This window comes from Streptomyces sp. NPDC014991 (genome assembly GCF_043080665.1).
Classification (GTDB): Bacteria; Actinomycetota; Actinomycetes; order Streptomycetales; family Streptomycetaceae; genus Streptomyces.
The window spans coordinates 1-18,889 of sequence record NZ_JBIBVY010000015.1; the positions used below are offsets into that span (position 1 = coordinate 1).

18 protein-coding genes and 2 pseudogenes are annotated in these 18,889 nt (G+C 75.4%); 8 read left to right on the plus strand and 12 right to left on the minus strand.

Annotated features, from left to right (window positions below; all coding sequences use genetic code 11):
• Window positions 1-106 precede the first annotated feature (106 nt).
• Window positions 107-838, minus strand: a complete 732-nt coding sequence (locus tag ACF1BE_RS22795; protein WP_392200848.1) for an SseB family protein — start codon at window positions 836-838, stop codon at window positions 107-109.
• 244 nt (window positions 839-1,082) lie between these two features.
• Between ACF1BE_RS22795 and ACF1BE_RS22800 the strand changes: the two genes are divergently transcribed.
• Both ACF1BE_RS22800 and ACF1BE_RS22805 read left to right on the plus strand, forming a co-directional pair.
• Window positions 1,083-1,367: a hypothetical protein gene (locus ACF1BE_RS22800; protein ID WP_392200849.1), complete on the plus strand. Its 285-nt coding sequence runs from the start codon at window positions 1,083-1,085 to the stop codon at window positions 1,365-1,367.
• A 260-nt stretch (window positions 1,368-1,627) separates the two neighbouring features.
• Window positions 1,628-1,753: a hypothetical protein gene (locus ACF1BE_RS22805; protein WP_392200850.1), complete on the plus strand. Its 126-nt coding sequence runs from the start codon at window positions 1,628-1,630 to the stop codon at window positions 1,751-1,753.
• Here the strand turns inward: ACF1BE_RS22805 and mycP are convergent.
• From mycP to ACF1BE_RS22820, 3 genes are all read right to left on the minus strand, one after another.
• A complete protein-coding gene (gene mycP / locus ACF1BE_RS22810) occupies window positions 1,740-2,912 on the minus strand; it encodes a type VII secretion-associated serine protease mycosin (protein ID WP_392200851.1) in 1,173 nt (390 codons plus the stop codon). The genes ACF1BE_RS22805 and mycP overlap by 14 nt on opposite strands.
• Entirely contained in the window at window positions 2,909-3,820 is a 912-nt protein-coding gene (locus ACF1BE_RS22815) for a hypothetical protein (protein WP_392200852.1), read from the minus strand. The genes mycP and ACF1BE_RS22815 overlap by 4 nt, the downstream gene beginning before the upstream one ends.
• Window positions 3,821-3,896: 76 nt before the next feature.
• Window positions 3,897-4,391 carry a hypothetical protein gene (locus ACF1BE_RS22820; protein WP_392200853.1) on the minus strand — a complete coding sequence of 165 codons (495 nt, stop codon included), beginning with the start codon at window positions 4,389-4,391 and terminating at the stop codon, window positions 3,897-3,899.
• A 763-nt stretch (window positions 4,392-5,154) separates the two neighbouring features.
• Here ACF1BE_RS22820 and ACF1BE_RS22825 point away from each other — a divergent pair.
• On the plus strand, window positions 5,155-6,357 hold the full coding sequence (locus tag ACF1BE_RS22825) for an amino acid deaminase/aldolase (protein ID WP_392200854.1): 1,203 nt from the start codon (window positions 5,155-5,157) through the stop codon (window positions 6,355-6,357).
• 7 nt (window positions 6,358-6,364) lie between these two features.
• On the opposite strand, the pseudogene ACF1BE_RS22830 reads toward ACF1BE_RS22825, so the two are convergent.
• From ACF1BE_RS22830 to ACF1BE_RS22845, 4 genes and pseudogenes are all read right to left on the minus strand, one after another.
• Window positions 6,365-7,112: pseudogene (locus ACF1BE_RS22830) on the minus strand (haloacid dehalogenase-like hydrolase); the annotation flags it as partial.
• A 21-nt stretch (window positions 7,113-7,133) separates the two neighbouring features.
• Window positions 7,134-7,925, minus strand: a complete 792-nt coding sequence (locus ACF1BE_RS22835; protein ID WP_392200855.1) for a 3-oxoacyl-ACP reductase — start codon at window positions 7,923-7,925, stop codon at window positions 7,134-7,136.
• Window positions 7,922-9,322 carry an aldehyde dehydrogenase family protein gene (locus tag ACF1BE_RS22840; protein WP_392200856.1) on the minus strand — a complete coding sequence of 467 codons (1,401 nt, stop codon included), beginning with the start codon at window positions 9,320-9,322 and terminating at the stop codon, window positions 7,922-7,924. Before ACF1BE_RS22840 ends, ACF1BE_RS22835 begins: the two co-directional genes overlap by 4 nt.
• A 47-nt stretch (window positions 9,323-9,369) precedes the next feature.
• Complete coding sequence (locus ACF1BE_RS22845; RefSeq protein ID WP_392200857.1) at window positions 9,370-10,728, minus strand: glutamine synthetase family protein; 1,359 nt, start codon at window positions 10,726-10,728, stop codon at window positions 9,370-9,372.
• Window positions 10,729-10,823: 95 nt separating this feature from the next.
• Between ACF1BE_RS22845 and ACF1BE_RS22850 the strand changes: the two genes are divergently transcribed.
• Window positions 10,824-11,576 carry a FadR/GntR family transcriptional regulator gene (locus ACF1BE_RS22850; protein WP_392200858.1) on the plus strand — a complete coding sequence of 251 codons (753 nt, stop codon included), beginning with the start codon at window positions 10,824-10,826 and terminating at the stop codon, window positions 11,574-11,576.
• A gap of 66 nt (window positions 11,577-11,642) precedes the next feature.
• Entirely contained in the window at window positions 11,643-12,332 is a 690-nt protein-coding gene (locus ACF1BE_RS22855) for a gamma-glutamyl-gamma-aminobutyrate hydrolase family protein (protein ID WP_392200859.1), read from the plus strand.
• Window positions 12,333-12,635: 303 nt separating this feature from the next.
• Here ACF1BE_RS22855 and ACF1BE_RS22860 read toward each other — a convergent pair whose 3' ends face one another.
• Window positions 12,636-13,559, minus strand: coding sequence for a LysR family transcriptional regulator (locus ACF1BE_RS22860; protein ID WP_392200860.1), 924 nt, complete (start codon window positions 13,557-13,559; stop codon window positions 12,636-12,638).
• Window positions 13,560-13,629: 70 nt separating this feature from the next.
• On the opposite strand from ACF1BE_RS22860, the gene ACF1BE_RS22865 reads away from it, so the two are divergent.
• Entirely contained in the window at window positions 13,630-14,787 is a 1,158-nt protein-coding gene (locus ACF1BE_RS22865; protein ID WP_392200861.1) for a TDT family transporter, read from the plus strand.
• On the opposite strand, the gene ACF1BE_RS22870 is transcribed toward ACF1BE_RS22865, so the two are convergent.
• Both ACF1BE_RS22870 and ACF1BE_RS22875 read right to left on the minus strand, forming a co-directional pair.
• A complete protein-coding gene (locus tag ACF1BE_RS22870) occupies window positions 14,699-15,418 on the minus strand; it encodes a helical backbone metal receptor (protein ID WP_392200862.1) in 720 nt (239 codons plus the stop codon). The two genes, ACF1BE_RS22865 and ACF1BE_RS22870, sit on opposite strands and share 89 nt — an antisense overlap.
• Window position 15,419: 1 nt before the next feature.
• Window positions 15,420-15,992, minus strand: coding sequence for a helix-turn-helix domain-containing protein (locus tag ACF1BE_RS22875; RefSeq protein ID WP_392200863.1), 573 nt, complete (start codon window positions 15,990-15,992; stop codon window positions 15,420-15,422).
• 355 nt (window positions 15,993-16,347) lie between these two features.
• Between ACF1BE_RS22875 and ACF1BE_RS22880 the strand changes: the two genes are divergently transcribed.
• Together ACF1BE_RS22880 and ACF1BE_RS22885 are read left to right on the plus strand one after the other, a co-directional pair.
• The gene (locus tag ACF1BE_RS22880) at window positions 16,348-17,274 is read left to right on the plus strand and encodes a 5'-3' exonuclease H3TH domain-containing protein (RefSeq protein ID WP_392200864.1); all 927 of its coding nucleotides are present in this window, start codon (window positions 16,348-16,350) and stop codon (window positions 17,272-17,274) included.
• A 116-nt stretch (window positions 17,275-17,390) separates the two neighbouring features.
• A complete protein-coding gene (locus ACF1BE_RS22885) occupies window positions 17,391-18,236 on the plus strand; it encodes a siderophore-interacting protein (protein WP_392200865.1) in 846 nt (281 codons plus the stop codon).
• Window positions 18,237-18,272: 36 nt separating this feature from the next.
• Here ACF1BE_RS22885 and ACF1BE_RS22890 read toward each other — a convergent pair.
• Window positions 18,273-18,858: pseudogene (locus ACF1BE_RS22890) on the minus strand (GNAT family N-acetyltransferase).
• Window positions 18,859-18,889: the final 31 nt, after the last annotated feature.

The window sequence follows — 18,889 nt, forward strand, 5'->3', positions numbered from 1 at the left end:
TTGCCATGGCTCCGCCATGGCGCCCTCCTCCGCCGTGCGACGCACGGCACCAGGACCCGCTCCCTGATCCGGCCCGATCCGAACGAAAGACCCTATTCCGTTCCGCTCATCCGCGCACGTACAAGGGCTCGCCCGGAGGCGTGGTCCCGGCCGGCAGCAGTGCCAGGTCGAGGCCGCGTACCAGGCGGGCCCGCAGTGTCTCGTCGGCCGCCAGACGCTCGGCGACCGCCCGGGCGGCCTCCGCGGGCGGAGCCGCCGGGTCCAGGACGAGCGCGAGGGTGCCGTCGGCCCGCCCGGGCCCGAGGTGGGCGCGGAGCACGGCGGGTTCCGCCGCCACCGCCGTACGGACGGCGTCGACGACCGCCGGGTCGGCCAGCGGGTCGATGCTGGTGCGGCCCTCGGCGAGGGCGAGCAGCGCCGGGCCGGTCAGCTCGAACGGCACCGGGCCGGCGAGGTCCAGCACGACCGTGTCGGCCTTCTCGTGCGCGGCGGCCTCCAGCGCCTGGTGCAGGGAGACGGCGACCGGGCGGGCCCCGGGGTCCCAGCGGGCCAGGGAGTCGGTGGAGGTGAAGGCGGGCAGCGCGGTGCGGTCGCCGGCCTTCAGGGTGGGTACGGCCATGTCGCTGGTCTTCTCGCGGCGCAGCCCGTTCTCGTCCTCCTCCACCTCGCCGAGCACGGCGACGACGGGGACGAGCAGGCGGGCGCCCTTGAGCGCTTCCAGGACGGGCCCGAGGGCGTTGCGGTCCTCGGCCCAGGCGGCGAGGGCGGCGCTCAGCCGGGGGTCGGCGGAGCCGTCGTCGTCGGAGAAACCGGGGTCGGGGATGTTCTTGTTCGCCACGGTCACCGACCCTATCGGGGGGAGGGCGCCGGCCGGCCGCGGGGCCGGTGACACCCCGCTCACAGGAGTCCCCGGCATTCCCTGACGTGGCGCCCGTCCCGGCGCCAGGGTGGCCGCGAGCGGGGTCACCGCCGGCGGCACGGTCTGCTTGCGGGAGCGGGCGTGCTCCGGGACCGCGGCCGTATCGTCGGCGGCCGGTCGCCCCGGCCCTCCCCCCTCGGCCGGGGCGGGCGTGGAGGCGTCCGTGGAACCCGTCACGCAACCCGCGGTGGACCGGGGCGCGCTGCTGTCCGGGGCGATGGCGCGGGTGACCGTGCCGTCCGGGGCGCGCATGCCGGCGGTCGAGGTCGACATCGCGGCCGCGCTGCCGCTCCGGGCCCAGGACGCGGCGCGGGGGCTGACGGCGGCCGAAGGGGCGTCCGCCACGAAGGTGATCGAGAACAGCGGCAAACGCGTCCGCGACGGCGCTGTGGCACACGATCAGGGGCGTCGGCCGGCGTGGACGCGGCCGACGCACGCTTCGGCCTGAGCGCGACCTCCGGCGCTGCGGGCAGGCTGGGGGGGCTGACCCGGACGACGGCCGCGGACCAGCTCGTTCCGCTCCCGCAGGTGCTCGGGAGCACCTCCGGCTGGACGCGGCCTCCCGCACGTGCGGGGGCCGGATGAAGTCGGTCGAGGCGGACCGGCAGTGAGGGGCGTCGGCCGCCGCGCGTGACAGCTCCTGGGCCCTGAAGAACGGTTGGCCGGCGCGCGGCAACGGGGCTGTGGGACGTCGACAGCGTCGGCCGGGTGACGGCGGACGGTACGGGTCACCTGGTGGCCGTGCTGTCGGACGGCAGCGGGAGTCAGGCGGAGGGCATCGCGCTGGTGGAGGCGGCGGCGAAGGCGGCGGTACCGGTGATCACCGCCGGCTGAGACGTCTCCTTCCGCGGGTCCGCCACAGGGCGACGCCCGCGACCAGCAGGACGCCGCCGGCGCCGCCGGCCAGCGGGCCCGCCCAGCCGGAGGCCGAGGAGCCGGCTCCGGGGGTGTCGGGACCGGTACCGAAGTACCGCTCGCCGTACGACGCCGGGCGCAGACCCTCCGGCTTCAGGCGGGCCGCCGACTCCAGGGCCGCCGCCGGGTCGATCGTCCCGAAGCCCCGGGAGTCGTCCCGGCCGCCGACCGGGGCGTCCCTCGCGGTGTCCTCCAGGAGCTTCTTGATCTGGGCCGGGGCCAGGGCGGGGTGGGCGGATCTGATGAGCGCGGCCGCGCCGGAGACGAACGCGGACGCGGCGCTCGTGCCCCAGCCCTCGTAGTACTTGTGGTCGGGGTCGGCGATGATGATGTTGACACCGGGCGCGCTGACCGCCGCGTACCAGCGGCGGGTGGAGAACGAGGCGCGGGTGCCGTAGCGGTCGACGGCGGTGGCGGCGATGACGCCCGGGTAGGCGGCCGGGTAGGAGACGTGGTCGCCCTTGTCGCCGCCGTTGCCGGCGGAGGCCACGACGACCACGCCCTTCTTCAGGGCGTACTGCACGGCCTCGTCCTCGCCGGGCTCCGGGTGCGCGGAGTTCGAGTCGTCGCCGAGGGAGAGGTTGATGACGTCGGCGCCGTGGTCGGCGGCCCAGCGGATGCCGTCGGCGAGGGCGCTGCCACGCTCGGTACGGGCCTTGGCGCGGGCGGAGTCGCCGTCCTCCAGGATCACCCGCACGGGCAGGATCCTCGCCTCGGGGGCCACGCCCATGACGCCGTCGGCGTTGCCGGGACCGTGGCCGTGCCCGGCGACGATGCCGGCCATGGCGGTGCCGTGCCGGGCCCACGTGCGGTCTCCGGGCCCGGCACCGAAACCGATCATGTCCTTGGCGGGCAGGACGTTGCCGGCGAGGTCCGGGTGGTCCGGCTCGACGCCGGTGTCCAGGACGGCGACGGTGACACCCCGGCCCCTGGTGGTCTGCCAGGCGCGGTCCAGGTGGAGGGCGGACAGGGCCCACTGCCGGTCGCGGATGCTGTCGGCGTGGGCGGTGGTGGCGGGCAGCAGGGCGAGGGAACCGGCGAGCAGCAGGCTCAGCGCCGCTGCGCGGATGTGCGTCATGCGGGCTTCTCCGAGGCTGTGCCGACGGTCTTGCGCAGGCGCCGTTCGATGCGGTCGGCCAGGCCCTGGGCCTCGTTGCCGAGGCCGGCCTGGGCCGGTGCCGTGGTCGCGCCGGAGCCGACGGCGTCCGCGGCGGGCTGGGGGGTGTCGACGGTACGGCCGTCGGCCCAGCCGGAGACCGCGTAGGCGACGACGGGGGCGTCGGTGAGCACGGAGACGGTCCAGGACGCGCGCTGGCGGTCGCCGAACGCGGCGGCGGCCGTGCCCGGGGCGGCGTACGGCCGGGGCATCAGGTCGGCGCGCCGGTCCAGGTGCTCGGTGCGGAAGCGGGCGGCGAGCGCCGACATGGCGGCGGGGTCGGCCTCGGTGAACAGCAGGCCGACGGTGGTGACGTGGCTCTGGGTGGCGTCGGTGTAGGTGGCGCGGAGCAGCCGCCGGCAGCCGACGGGGGCGAGGACCTTGCCCAGCAGCGGGTCGAAGGCGTGGGCGCAGCCGCTGTCCGGGGCGACGGCGATCCGGGTCCAGGTACGGTCGGCTCCGCCGGGGCCGGCCCCGGTGCCCTGGACGGTGGGCGGGAACAGTTCGTCCACGGGCACGCTGTGCCAGAGCGTCCCGGCGGCCGTGTACGCGTTGACGGAGGCATGGTCCCCGCCGTCCCCGGTGAGCCAGCTCCCGGTGACGGCACCGCCGATGAGACCGAGACCGAGCACGAGGCAGGCGGCGGCAGCGGCGGTGCGCGGCCCGAGGCGGCCGGGTGTCCGCTCGCCGGACGTCTCGGGCTCCGCGAACGTCACGACGGGGCGGGCGGCCGGCGCGGCACTCCAGGAGTGGGCCGCGTCGGGCGGGGAGCCCGCGGGGTGGGCGGGTGACCTCGGACTCCAGGCGCCGGCGCCGGACACCGCGTTCACGGCGGAACCGGTCCGGGCTCTTTCGGCTCCGGCGTCGGACGTCCCACCGGCGCCGCCGGGCGCGGACACCGCACCGTCACGACGGCCCCGCGCGGTCCCTGCGGACGCCGTGGCAGCGGGCCGCCCCGGCGCGGGGAACGCGGCCGGCCTGGACGAGGCGGAAGACGCGGACGGCACCGGGGGCGCCGAGGGTACGGGGGGTGCGGACGGCACCGGTGGGACGGTGGGCGCGGAGGTGGGACGCCGGGGATCCGAGGACGCGGAGGACGCCGGGCGGGGTGCGGAAGGGGGCGACGACGGCGAGGGCGCCGAGGCGGCCGAGCGGATCGGGCGGAGGCGGGCCGTCGTCTCCGACGGGGTCTCCGCCGGGGCGCCGCCCTGCCGCCCGGACTCCCTGCCGGGGCGCAGCCGGGCGGTCGCCGCGGAGGCCGTGTCCGACGGCGTCTCCCCGGCGGCGGCCGGAGCCGCCTGCGCCGCTGCGCGCCCTTGGCCTGCCGGGGCGGAAGGGCTCGTAGGAGATGTCGGGCCTGCCGGGGCCGTCCCGTCCGCCGGGGTCATCGGGTCCGGCCACGCCGGCCGGTCCGCCGAGGCCGCCTGGCCCGCCGGGGCTTCCCGGTCTGCCGAGGTCCTGGAAGCGGGCCGGCTCACCGGGGCCGTCGGGCGCGTGCCCGGCGCCGCTGCCTGCCGGACGGGGTGTCCGGCTGGACGGGGTGGGGTGGGGCCGCCGCGGTGGGGTCCGGTGTTCGGCGGGGCGTCGGGGAAGCGAGCCGAGGCGGGGGGCGGCGGCGGGCTCACGGGGTCGGCGACCTCGGGTACGGCCCTGCCGGGCCGTGGGCGGGGGGCGCGGGGGGTGAAGACCGAGGGTTCGTCGTCGGGGTCGCAGGGGTCGCCGGTGAGTGGCCCGGCGTTCGGGCGGGTGGGGGTGGTGCGGGTCGGCGGGTGCTGGGGCGGGAGGCCCGAAGGCGTGCCCGGCGGGAGCGGCCCGGTGCCGGTTCCGGTGGGCTGTCCGGGTGGGGTCGACGGACGTCGCGGGACGGGAGCGTGCCGCGCTTCCGTGCTCATGCACTCCCCGTTTCCTCGTGCCCGGGCCGTTTGTCGTACGCGGGCCGTTGTGCTGCTCGGCCGCGCCCGGTACGGAAGCTCCTGCCGGGCACGCATACCCGTACGGCCGGACCGGCATCCCGGTTCAGACGGGTCTGCCGGGCGCGTCGCGCCGTACGTGCGCGTCACTCTACGGGTTGGCGCAGGCCGGGACGGAACCGGTGCGCGGGCCCGCGGCATCTGCCCGGAACGTCCCCCTACCCTGCGGTAATCCTGTCTGGCAGGCTTCCGCCATGACTGCGCGCGCCGCTGACCGGGCCCGTTACGACCGGGCCACCGCCCATCTCGACGCCCCTCTCGCGATCGTGGACCTGGACGCGTTCGACGCCAACGCCGCCGACCTGGTCCGCCGTGCCGGGGGCAAGCCCGTCCGCGTCGCCAGCAAGTCGGTACGCTGCCGGGCCCTGCTGGAACGGGTCCTGGCCCGGGACGGCTTCCAGGGCGTCATGTCGTTCACCCTGGCGGAGTCGCTGTGGCTGGCGCGGTCGGGGTTCGAGGACATCCTGCTGGCCTATCCGTCGGCCGACCGGGCCGGGTTCGCGGAGCTGGCCGCCGATCCGAAGCCGGCCGGTGCCGTCACGGTGATGGTCGACGACCCGGCGCAACTGGACCTCATCGACGCCGCCCGGGACGGCGGGCGGGAAGTGGTGCGCGTGTGCCTGGAGTTGGACACTTCGCTGCGGCTGCTCGGCGGCCGGGTGCGGGTGGGCGCCCGGCGTTCACCCCTGCGCTCCCCCGCCCAACTCGCCGAGCTGGCACGCTCGGTGGCCCGGCGGCCGGGGTTCCGGCTGGTGGGGATCATGGCGTACGAGGGGCATGTCGCCGGGGTCGGGGACGCGGTGGCCGGGCGGCCGCTGCGCTCGCGGGCGATCCGGCTGATGCAGGCCGCCGCCCGCCGGGAGCTGGCCGAGCGGCGGGCCGCGGTCGTGCGGGCGGTGCGGGCCGTCGTGCCGGACCTGGAGTTCGTCAACGGCGGCGGCACCGGCAGTGTGCAGCACACGGCCGCCGAGGAGGCGGTGACGGAGATCGCGGCCGGCTCGGGGCTGTACGTGCCGCGCCTGTTCGACAACTACACGTCGTTCAGGGGCCGTCCGGCCGCCCTCTTCGCCCAGCCGGTCGTACGGCGGCCCGGCGTGGGTGTCGTCACCGTGCTGGGCGGCGGCTATCCGGCGTCCGGCGCCGCCGGCCGTGACCGGCTGCCGGTGCCGTATCTGCCGGAGGGGCTGGCCTACGACCCGCAGGAGGGCCCCGGCGAGGTGCAGACCCCGCTGCTCGGCTCGCCCGCCGACGACCTGCTCGTCGGTGACAAGGTGTGGTTCCGGCACGCCAAGGCGGGTGAGCTGTGCGAGCGGTTCGACGCGCTGCACCTGGTCGAGGGGGACGCGGTGACGGCGACCGTGCCGACCTACCGGGGCGAGGGGCGGACCTTCCTGTGAGGGCAGGTCAGTGGACCGTGTCCGGCTGGTCCGGCACCACCGAGCCGTCCGTGCGGCGGAGCGGTCCGCGCGTGCCGTCGGGCGCGGTGTATGCGGTGGTCGAGCAGGGGTAGGGGGCTGCCCGGCGCGGCAGCGGGTCGACGAGAGGGCCTATAGGTGGGTGCCGGTGGCGTCCCCGACGAAGGTGACGTCGGTGTCGGCGTCCCCGGCGGCGAGGGCGGGCCGCCGCTCGCGGGGCTGCGGCTGCCAGGCCCGCGCGCCCCGGACGCCGTACACCTGCTCGTCGATCCAGCAGCGCTTGCCGTCGATGTACGGGATGACCGCACCCCGGCCGCCCGGGACGCCGCCGCAGCCCTCGGTGCGCACGGTGATCCGGCCCCGGCGGTCGAGGACCGGGCGTGGGTGCCGAGGGCGCGGGTGGCGCCGACGGGGGCGGCCAGGGCCTCGCGGCGGGCGGCGCGGGCGTAGGAGGCGAGTTCGGCGGGGGCGCGGCCGGCGAGGAGCGGGGACACCCAGGCGTACTGCGGAACGGTACGGCGGTGGTTCCAGTGGCCGGCGAAGGCGGGGGCGCCGCTCATGGTGGTGCCGTTCTCGCGGATCTCCACGATCTCGTCCGTGCAGCGGGGCCGGGCCGAGGTCGGCAGGGACGTGCCGGCGCCGGTGCCGCAGGCGGCCGTGAGGGCCCGGTCGGCGGCGTCCGTCAGCCAGGCGCTGGTGTCCTTCCAGCGTGCCGGGCGCGGCAGGCGGTCGTGGCGGCGGACCGTACACCTTCGTCCCTACAGGGGGGTGACGTACGCGCCCGAGATGCCGCCGTCCACCAGGAAGTCGGTGGCGTTGACGAAGGAGGAGTCGTCGCTGGCCAGGAAGGCGACGGCGGCGGCGATCTCCTCGGCCTCGGCGAACCGGCCGGCCGGGATGTGCACCAGGCGGCGCGCGGCCCGCTCGGGGTCCTTGGCGAACAAATCCCGGAGCAGCGGGGTGTTCACCGGGCCCGGGCACAGGGCGTTCACCCGGATCCCCTCGCGGGCGAACTGCACGCCCAGTTCGCGGGACATGGCGAGGACGCCGCCCTTGGAGGCCGTGTAGGAGATCTGCGAGGTGGCCGCTCCCATCCGCGCCACGAAGGACGCCGTGTTGATGATGGAGCCCCTGCCCTGGCGGCGCATGTAGGGCAGGACCGCCTTGCAGCACAGGTAGACGGAGGTGAGGTTGACCTCCTGGACGCGTTTCCAGGCCTCCAGGCCGGTCTCCAGGATGGAGTCGTCGTCGGGCGGGGAGATGCCGGCGTTGTTGAAGGCGATGTCGACGCTGCCGTACGTGTCGTACGCCGTCCGGAACAGCGTCTCGACCTGCCCGGGGTCGGTGACGTCGGTCCTCACGAAGAGCCCGCCGGTCTCGTCGGCGGCGGCCCCGCCCCGGGCCTCGTCCACGTCGGCGCAGACGACGTGGGCGCCCTCGGAGGCGAGCCGGCGGGCGGCGGCGAGTCCGATGCCGCTGCCGGCTCCGGTGACGACGGCGGTACGGCCGGCCAGGCGGCGGCAGACGGTGTCGGTGCGCTGAGAGGTCACTGTGCGGGGCCCTCCGTGCTGAGGAAGACGTTCTTGGTCTCGGTGAAGGCGGTCAGGGCGTCGGGGCCGAGTTCGCGGCCGAGGCCGGACTGCTTGAAGCCGCCGAACGGGGTCCAGTAGCGGACGCTGGAGTGGGAGTTGACGGACAGGTTGCCCGCCCGGACGGCCCGGGACAGGCGCAGGGCGCGGCCGAGGTCCCGGGTCCACAGGGACCCGGAGAGGCCGTACGGGGTGTCGTTGGCGAGGCGGACGGCGTCCTCCTCGTCGGTGAAGGGCAGCAGCACGGCGACGGGGCCGAAGATCTCCTCGCGGGCGGCCCGGCCGCCCGGCCGCTCGCCGGTGAGGACGGTCGGCGGGAACCAGAAGCCGGGGCCGCCGGGCGCACTGCCGCGCAGCGCGGGGGCGTCCTCGGGGACGTAGGAGCGTACGCGGTCGAGTTGCCGCCGGGAGATCAGCGGGCCCATCTGGGTCCTCTCGTCGGCCGGGTCGCCCACGACGACGGCGGCCAGCGCGCCGGCGAGCAGGTCGCGGGCCTCCTCGTACACCGTCTCCTGGACGAGGATGCGGGTGCGGGCGCAGCAGTCCTGGCCGGAGTTGTCCAGGAAGGAGGACGGGTCGAGAGCGGCTTCGAGGTCGGCGTCGGCGAAGACGACGTTGGGGCTCTTGCCGCCGAGTTCCAGGGTGACCGGTTTGACCAGGCGGGCGCAGCGCTCCATGACCTCGCGCCCGGTGCGGGTGGAGCCGGTGAACACGATCTTGGCGACGCCGGGGTGGTCCACCAGGGCGCGGCCGGCGGTGTGGCCGTGGCCCGGCAGCACCTGGAAGACGTGCTCGGGCAGGCCCGCCTCCAGGGCGAGCGCGGCGAGCCGCAGCGCGGTGAGTGGGGTGGTCTCGGCGGGCTTGAGGACGACCGTGTTGCCGGCGGCCAGGGCGGGGAAGGAACCCCAGGCGGCGATCGGCATGGGGAAGTTCCAGGGGGCGATCACGCCGATCACGCCCAGGGGTTCCTGGAAGGTGATGTTCCAGCCGCCGGGAACCGGGATCTGCCGGCCGAGCAGGCGTTCGGCGCCGCCGGCCGCGTAGAGGAGCAGGTCGCGGGCGTTGCCGGCCTCCCAGCGGGCGTTGCCGACGGTGTGGCCGGCCTCCCGGACCTCCAGCTGGGCGAGCTCCTCGGTGTGGGTGTCGACGACGTCGGCGAAGCGGCGGAGCAGGCGGGCCCGGTCGGCGGGGGCGAGGGCGGCCCACCCGGCCTGGGCGCGGCCGGCCCGTACGACGGCGGCGTCCACGTCCTCGGCGGTGGCGGCGGGGACGGTGGCGACGACCTCCTCGGTGGCGGGGTTGACGATCTCCAGCTCGTGCGGGTCGTGCGCGTCGGACGACTCGTGGGGACCGGACATGTGAGGACCTTTCACGGGCGACGCCTCACCGGCGTCCCGGCGGCGGCTCACAGGCGTTCGAAGGAGCGGCGCAGCTCCCAGTCGGTGACCGCGGCGTCGAAGGCCGCCAGCTCCACGTGCGCCATGTTGCGGTAGTGGGCGACGACCTCGTCACCGAAGGCGGCCCGGGCGATCGGGCTGTTCTCCCAGAGTTCGGCGGCCTCGCGGAGGGTGGTGGGGACGTGCGCGAAGCCGGCCGCGTAGGCGTTGCCGGCGCAGGGTTCGGGGAGTTCCAGCTTCTGCTCGATGCCGTACAGACCCGCCGCGACCAGGCCCGCGACGGCGAGGTGAGGGTTGACGTCGCCGCCGGGCAGACGGTTCTCGAAACGCAGGGAACGGCCGTGGCCGACCACGCGCAGGGCACAGGTGCGGTTGTCGTGCCCCCACGCGACGGCGGTGGGGGCGAAGGAGCCCGGCTGGAACCGCTTGTAGGAGTTGATGTTGGGGGCGTAGAGGAGCGAGAAGTCGCGCAGGGCGGCGAGTTGTCCGGCGAGGAAGCACCGCATCACCTCGGACATCCCGTCCGGCCCGGCCATGGCGTTGTTCCCGTCGGCGTCCGCGAGCGAGAGGTGGATGTGGCAGGAGTTGCCCTCGCGCTCGTTGTACTTGGCCATGAACGTGATCGACACACCCTCCTGGGCGGCGATCTCCTTGGCGCCCGTCTTGTACAGGGCGTGCTGGTCGCAGGTGACGAGGGCCTCGTCGTAGCGGAAGACGATCTCGTGCTGGCCCGGGTTGCACTCCCCCTTGGCGGACTCGACGGTGAGGCCGGCGCCGGCCATGTCGTTGCGCAGGCGGCGCAGCAGGGGCTCGATGCGGCCGGTGCCGAGGATGGAGTAGTCGACGTTGTACTGGTTGGCCGGGGTCAGGCCGCGGTAGCCGGCGTCCCAGGCCTGCTCGTAGCTGTCCCTGAAGACGATGAACTCCAGCTCGGTGCCGGCCTGGGCGGTGTAGCCGCGTTCCGCGAGCCGCTCCAGCTGGCGGCGCAGGATCTGCCGCGGGGCCGCGGCGACCGGGGAGCCGTCCTCCCAGGCGAGGTCGGCGATGAGCAGGGCGGTGCCCGGGTGCCAGGGGATGCGGCGCAGGGTGGCCGGGTCGGGGCGCAGGGCGAAGTCGCCGTAGCCGCGCTCCCAGGAGGACATCGCGTAGCCGTCGACGGTGTTCATCTCGGTGTCGACGGCGAGCAGGTAGTTGCAGCCCTCGGTGCCGTGGTGCAGGACCTCGTCGAGGAAGAAACGGGCGGCGAACCGCTTGCCCTGGAGGCGCCCTTGCATGTCGGGGAAGGCCAGGACGACAGTGTCGATCTCACCGCCCGCGACGAGGGCGTGCAGTTCCTCGACGCCGAGCGGGGGTGTGCGGTCTGCCACGGGAGAGCCTCCTTCGGCGCCATCGCGCTTTCTGGGCCGGGCCGGGAACCATAAGGTATTGCCGTGAACCATTGCTTGGGAAGGGGGCACGGCGGGTGTCGCGGGAGACGGAGTGGCAGGGGGCGCGTGCGCCCGGCGCCGGTGACCGGCTCGCTCCGGTGCTGCGGCCGGTGCGGGCGGGCAACGGCTTCGAGGAGGCGCTGGAGCAGATCCTCCAGGTGGTCCGCCTCGGCCTGGTGCCGGACGGCGGGCGGCTGCCGGCCGAACGGGAGCTGGCCGGGCGGCTGGGCATCAGCCGGGTGACGCTGCGCGAGGTGCTGAAGGTGCTCCAGGACCAGGGGCTGGTGGAGGCGCGGCGCGGGCGGTACGGCGGAACGTTCGTGCTGCCGCGCACGGACGCGGGCGGCGAGGACGAGCTGCGGCGGCGTGTCGCCGGGACCGACATCGAGGACGTGCTGCGGTTCCGCGAGGTGCTGGAGGTGGGGGCCGTCGGGCTGTGCGCGGCGCACGGGCTGACCGGTGAGCAGGCGGGCCGGTTGCGGGAGGCGCTGGACCGCACCCGTGACGCGCCGTTGACGGACTACCGCCGGGCCGACACGCTGCTGCACCTGACGCTGGCCGAGCTGTGCGGCTCGCCGTCGCTGACCGCGCAGTACGCCGCGGTCCGGGCCACGGTGAACGACCTGCTGGACTGCATCCCGCTGCTGGTGCGCAACCTGGAGCACTCCCAGCGGCAGCACACCGCGCTGGTGGAGGCGGTGCTGGACGGGGACGCCGACGGGGCGCGGGAGATGACGCGGGAGCACTGCGCGGGGACGGCGGCGCTGCTGCGGGGGTTCCTGGCGTGAGCCGTTCCCGCATTGGTACGAAGACCGGCCTTTGACGGGTGGGCCGTGGACTCCGGGGAGGGCGGCATGACCGTACGACCGCTGATCGGTGTGAGCACGTATCTGGAGGCCGGGGCCCGCTGGGGTGCCTGGGAGCTGGAGGCGGCGTTGCTGCCGGCCGCCTATCCCCGGCTGGTGCAGCGGGCCGGGGGGCTGGCGGTGCTGCTGCCGCCGGACACACCCGGGCGGGCACGGGCCGCGGTCGCCCGCCTCGACGGGCTGGTGATCGCGGGCGGGCCGGACGTCGACCCGTCGCGGTACGGCGCGGAGCGCTCGGCCCGTACGGGGCCGCCCGCTCCGGAGCGGGACGCCTGGGAGCTGGCCCTGATCGACGCGGCGCTGGCGGCGGGGGTGCCGGTGCTCGGCATCTGCCGGGGCATGCAACTGCTGAACGTGGCCCTCGGCGGCACGCTCGTGCAGCATCTGGACGGGCACGCGGAACAGGTCGGCGTGTTCGGCGGGCACCCGGTCAAGCCGGTGCCGGGGACGCTGTACGCCGGGATCGTCCCGGAGGAGCTGATCGTGCCGACGTACCACCATCAGGCGGTGGAGCGGCTCGGGGCGGGGCTCGTGCCGTCGGCCTACGCGGCGGACGGGACGGTGGAGGCCGTCGAGCTGCCGGTGGAACACGGCTGCTGGGTGCTGGGGGTGCAGTGGCATCCGGAGATGGGTGAGGACCTGCGGGTGATGCGGGGGCTGGTGGGGGCGGCGTCGTGAGTGCGGGCGGTGTGCGGGTGCGGGTTCGTCGTGGGCGGGCGCGCAGTTCCCCGCGCCCCTTGCGGGGCTGCCGGGCCGTCGGCCGGTGAGGTGCGGGGGCGTGCGGGCGGGCGGTTCGCCGGTGCGGGTTCGTCGTGGGCGGGCGCGCAGCTCCCCGCGCCCCTTGCGGGGCTGCCGGGCCGTCGGCCGGTGAGGTGCGGGGGCGTGCGGGCGGGCGGTTCGCCGGTGCGAGTTCGTCGTGGGCGGGCGCGCAGCTCCCCGCGCTCCTTGCGAGGGCTGCCGGGGCGGGGCGTGAGTGCGGGGTCAGGTTTTTGTCAGGGACAGGAGGTCTCGGGCCGGCCCTGTGGGGCGGTGGCCGGTGGGCCATACCGCTCGTAGGGCTCGGCGCAGGGAGACGTCCTGGACCGGGATGCCGACCAGGCGTCGTGTCGCCAGCTCCTCCCCCACCGCCAGCTCGCTCAGGACCGAGGGGCCCGCGCCACTGACCGCGGACGCCTTCACCGCCGTGGTCGACGACAGTTCGATCAGCGGACGGGCCAGGCCGCCGAGGGCCGTGTCCAGGACCTGGCGGGTACCGGAGCCGCGCTCGCGGAGGATGAGCGGGGTCGCGGCCAGTTCCTCCGCGGTGAGCGGGCGCCGGCGGCGGGCCCACGGGTGGCCGGGGGCGGTGACGACGATCAGCCGGTCGTGCGCGATCACCGCCGAGTCCAGACCCGCCGGCATCGTCAAACCCTCCACGAAACCCAGGTCGGCCTCGCCGGCCAGCAGCAGTTCCGCGACCTTGGCCGAGTTCCCGGCGAGCAGCGAGACGGCCGTGTCCGGCCGCTGGGCGTGCAGGGCGAGGAGCCAGCCGGGCAGCAGGTACTCGGCGATGGTCATGCTCGCCGCGACCCTGAGCCGTGAGTCCCGGCGGTCCCGCAGCGCCCGTGCCCCCGCGTCGAAGGCCGCCGCGGCCTCCACCACCCGACGGGCCCAGTCCGTCACCAGGGCGCCCGCGTCGGTGAGCCGGGAGCCGCGCGGCGAGCGGTCGACCAGGGCCACTCCCAGCTGCCGTTCCATGGAGCGGATCCGGCTGCTGGCGGCGGGCTGCGTGATGCCGACCTCGCGCGCCGCCGCTCCCAGGCTGCCCAGCCGCGCCACGGCGAGCAGCAGCTCCAGCGCGCCCAGGTCCGGCACCCGGTGCGCCAGCGATTCGGTGCGTGTCTGCCGCCCCTCCACCTCACTCATAAGACCAGCTTATGCCCTCATAGGACGGAACTCCCTGGTCAGGGGCGGCCGGTGCCGACACCGTGGACGCATGGTCACCGCAGCCCAGCCCCTGCCCCTGTCCCGCGCCGCCCGGGTACGGCACCTCGGCCCGAACTGGTACGCCTCCGTCATGGGTACCGCGGTCGTCGGCTCGGCCGGTGTCGCGCTGCCCGGGTCCGCGCACGGCCCGCGCGGTGCCTTCGCGGCTGTCTGGGCGCTGTCCCTGCTCCTGCTGGTGGCCCTGCTGGCCGCCCGGGCCCTGCACTGGACCCGCCATCCCGACCAGGCCCGCACCCACCTCCTCGACCCCGCGACGGCCCCCTTCTACGGCTGTCTGGCGATGGCCCTGCTGGCGGTGGGCGGTGGCGCCCTGACGGCGGGGCGGGAGCTGATCGGCACGCGCGCGGCGGTCGCCCTGGACACGGTGCTGTTCACCGCCGGTACGGCGACCGGGCTCGGGGCCGCCGTGGCCGTCCCGTACCTGATGGCCGTACGGCACCGCGCCGGAGCCGCCGAGGCCACACCGGTGTGGCTGCTGCCGCTCGTCGCGCCCATGGTGTCGGCCGCGGCCGGCCCGCTGCTCGTGCCCCACCTGCCGCCGGGCCAGCCGCGCGCGACCCTGCTGCTGGGCTGCTTCGCGCTGTTCGGGCTGAGCCTGCTGGCCGTGCTGCTGATGCTGCCGCTGGTCTTCGCCCGGCTGATCACCACCGGGCCGCTGCCGCCCGCGCTCACCCCGGCCCTGTTCCTGGTCCTCGGCCCGCTCGGGCAGTCCACCACCGCCGTGGCACTGGTCGCGGACGCCGCTCCGGGGGTCGTACCGGACCCGTACGACCGTGGTCTCGCGGTCTTCGCCGTGCTGTACGGGGTGCCGGTCATGGGGTTCGCGCTGCTGTGGCTGGGGCTGTCCACCGCGCTCGTGGTGCGGGCCCGCCGCCACGGCATGGGCTTCACGCTGACGTGGTGGGCGTTCACCTTCCCGGTGGGTACCTGCGTGACGGGTGCCGCGGCCCTCGCCCGGCACACCGGTCTCGCCGTGTACGCCGTCCTGGCCGCCGGTCTGTACGCCGCCCTGGTGGCGGCCTGGCTCGTGGCGGCCTGCGGCACCGTGCGCGGCGTGCTCAGCGGCGAGCTGCTCCCAGGGCCGCGGCCAGCACCCGCGGCGCCCGCGCCAGCGACGGCCCGTACCAGGTCAGGTGCCGTCCGCTGACCAGGGCGCAGGGCAGCCCGGGGAAGGCCTCCGGGCCGTCGTCGGCGGTGAAGCGGTAGGGCTCGTCGGGAAGGACGACGAGGTCCGGGTCCGTCGCCCGCAACTCGTGCAGCGGGACGCGGGGGTAGCGCTCGGGGTGGGCGGCGTACGCGTGGTCCACGCCCAGGCGGGCGAGGACGTCACCGGCGAAGGTGTCCCGGCCGAGGACCGTCCAGGGGCGGCGCCAGACCGGTACGACCGCCGTCCTGCGCTCCACCGGCTCCGGCAGCCCCGCCCAGGCCGCCTCCGCCCGGGCCAGCCAGTCCGGCCGTCCGGGCGCGCCGCACGCGGTGAGCACCCGGTCCAGCTCGGTGAGGGCCTGCGGCACGGTCCGCACCTCGGTGACCAGCACCTCCAGGCCCGCCGCGCGCAGGGCGGCCAGGTCGGGGGCGCGGTTCTCCTCCTCGTTGGCGATCACCAGGTCGGGGGCCAGGGCGACGATCCGGTCCACGTCCGGGTTCTTCGTACCGCCGATCCGGACGACGTCCAGGTCCGCCGGACGGTCGCACCAGTCCGTGGCACCGGCCAGTGCTCCGGGGACGGTGAGGGCGACCGCCTCGGTCAGCGACGGGACGAGGGAGACGACCCGCACCTCAGCGGGACCGGTCCTGGAAGGCCTCGATGTGCTCGGCGACCGCCACCACGACGACCCGGGTGTCCGGGACCGTGGCCCGCCAGCGGTGGCGGACCCCGCCGGTCAGGTACAGGGTGTCGCCGCGGCCCAGGCGGTAGGCCCGGCCCTCGGCCTCGATCTCGACCGCACCGTCGGCGACGTACATCAGCTCGTCGTTGCGGTGCTGGAACTCGCGGCCGGCGTCGTGGTCGCCGGTGAACTCGGAGGCGTGCAGCTGGTGGTGGCCGCGCACCAGGGAGCGGGTCCTCGGGTCGAAGTCGCCCTCGGCGACCGGCTCGGCCCGGACCACGTCCACGCTGGCCGCCGGGTCGGCGGCGGCGAGGAGTTCGACGGCCGTGGTGCGCAGCGCGTCGGCCAGCTTCTCCAGGGAGGTACGGCTCGGACGGGCCCGGTCGTTCTCGACCTGGCTGAGGAAGGGCACCGACAGGCCGCTGCGCTCGGCCACGACGGCGAGGGTCAGTTCCAGCGCGCGGCGGCGCCGCCGGACGGCCGCGCCCACCCGCACGGGCTGCTGCTCTTTGTGGTCGCCCATCGCTCCGGCTCCCTCCCTCACTCACTCGTCGTGCCGCTGTCCGGGTGCCCGCCCGGGGGCGCACCTCTCCCGATGACTTCTCTGCACCCTACGCATGTTCGGCAAACCGTTTCACGTGCTGTCACATCCCTGACATGCCCGTGACCCCCCACCCTCACCTTTCGCGCCAGCATCGCAGGCACCGGAACCGGCCCGGGATCCGGCCCCGTCAGCGAAGGAACACGCCGACCAGCTGGGCCGGGCACCCCCGTACGGCCCGCCACCCGTCACGCCCGGTGATTGTCCTGATCCTTACCGTAGACGGCCGCCCTGCCGGAGCCGGGTCTCTGTCACTGCCGTGCGGCATGATGCGAGCGTGACCGGACGACTCATGCTCCTCGACACCGCCTCGCTGTACTTCCGCGCCTATTTCGGCGTCCCGGATTCGGTGAGGGCCCCGGACGGCACGCCCGTCAACGCCGTGCGCGGACTGCTGGACTTCATCGACCGACTGGTCCGGGACCACCGGCCGGAGCGGCTGGTGGCCTGCATGGACGCCGACTGGCGGCCGCAGTGGCGGGTGGAACTCATCCCCACCTACAAGGCGCACCGGGTCGCCGGGGAGCGCGCGGACGCACCGGACGAGGAGGAGGTGCCGGACACGCTCGCCCCGCAGGTGCCGGTCATCGAGGACGTGCTGGACGCGATCGGGATCGCGCGTGTGGGGGTCGCCGGGTACGAGGCCGACGACGTGATCGGCACGTTCACCGCGCGTGCCGGGGAGCCGGTGGACATCGTCACGGGTGACCGCGACCTGTACCAGCTGGTGGACGACGGGCGCGGGATCAGGGTGCTGTATCCGCTGAAGGGCGTCGGCACGCTCCAGCTGACCGACGAGGCGGTGCTGCGGGAGAAGTACGGCGTCGACGGCCGGGGGTACGTGGATCTGGCGCTGCTGCGCGGTGACCCGAGCGACGGCCTGCCGGGCGTGGCCGGCATCGGCGAGAAGACGGCCGCCAAGCTGCTCGCCGAGTTCGGTGACCTCGCCGGGATCATGGCGGCGGTCGACGACCCCCGGGCCAGGCTCACGCCGTCGCAGCGCAGGCGGCTCACCGAGGCCCGGCCGTATGTCGCGGTCGCGCCGAAGGTGGTGCGGGTGGCCGCCGACGTGCCGCTGCCGGATGTCGACCCCGCTCTGCCGCGCACCCCGCGTGACCCGGCGGCCCTGGAGGACCTGGCGCGGCGGTGGGGTCTCGGCGGCTCCCTCCAGCGACTGCTGGCCACGCTGGCGGAGCGGCCTTGACGGGAACCTGACCGGAATATTCCGGCAAAGGGATCTCATCAACCCCTCGGGGGCGGGGTGTTCACGGAAAGCGAGTGCTAACTTAGGTTAACCTAACCAGTATGCAGGAGGCCGTGATGGCAGAACGTCCCGGACGAAGGCCGCGCAAGCCCCGTACCGCCCAGGTGGTGCGGACCGAACGGCTGACCCCGCACATGCAGCGTGTGGTGCTCGGCGGCGAGGGCCTCGCCGGACTCCCCGCGGACACCTGCACCGACCACTATGTGAAGCTGCTGTTCGGCGTCCCCGGCGTCACCTACCCCGAGCCCTTCGACGTGGAACGGATCCGCGCCGAGTTCCCGCGCGAGCAGTGGCCGGTGACCCGGACGTACACCGTGCGCGCCTGGGACCCCGGACAGCGGGAGCTGACCCTCGACTTCGTGATCCACGGCGACGAGGGCCTGGCCGGGCCGTGGGCCGCCCGCGTGCAGCCCGGCGAGACCGTGCGCTTCATGGGCCCCGGCGGCGCCTACGCGCCCGACCCGGAGGCCGGCTGGCATCTGTTCGCCGGTGACGAGAGCGCCCTGCCCGCGATCGCCCGCGCCCTGGAGACACTGCCCGCCGGCACCCGTGCGCACGCCTTCGTCGAGGTGTCCGGGCCCGAGGAGGAGCAGAAGATCGACACCGAGGTGCCGGTCGTCTGGCTGCACCGCGGGGACCGGCCGGTCGGCGAGGCCCTGCTGGAGGCCGTACGGGCACTGACGTTCCCCGAGGGCCGGCCGCAGGCGTTCGTGCACGGGGAGGCGGGGTTCGTCAAGGAACTGCGCCGGCTGCTGCGCGTCGAACGGCAGCTCCCGCGCGAGGATCTGTCGATCTCCGGTTACTGGCGCCTCGGCCACAACGAGGACGGCTGGCAGGCCTCCAAGCGGGAGTGGAACGCCCGGATCGAGGCCGAGCAGGAGGGCACGGCGACGGCGGCCTGAGCCGGGCCGGCGGGCGCGGCGGGGCCGCCGGTCCCGTCAGTGGCCGTCGCCTCGCACGCGCGCGTGCAGGTGCATGTCGTGCCAGCCGTCCGGGTGCAGCAGGGCACTGCGCTTGGTGCCCTCCAGGGAAACCGGCCTTGACCGCGACCCGGCAGGACGCCTCGTCGGCGAGGGCGTGGGTCAGCTCCAGGCGGTGGAAGCCGATCCCCTCGAAGGCCCAGTGGGCCAGCGCGGACGTGGCACGTGCGGCGACGCCCCGGCCGCGGGCCCGCGCCACCGTCCAGTACGCGACCTCGGCGGCGCCGACCTCGAGCAGGATCTGGCGCAGCCTGACCCGGCCCAGCAGCTCGTCCGTGGTCTCGTCCGCGACCGCCCACTGGGCGTCCCGCTCGGCCTCCCATCCCTTGCGCCACCGCGTGATCCAGTCGGCGGCCTCCTCGGCCGAGTCGGATGACCTGATGTGCCACTGGTGCATCACCGGATCCTGGAAGGCCGCGTGCACGGCGGGCGCGTCGTCGGCCCGCCACGGGCGCAGGACCAGGCCGTCACCGGCCGTGAGGGCGGGCTGGGGGATGCGGGCGAGAGCCCCGGGGACCAGGACCGGGCTGCCGAGATACGGCATGATCCCCATCCTGCCGATCCCGTGGCCCGCG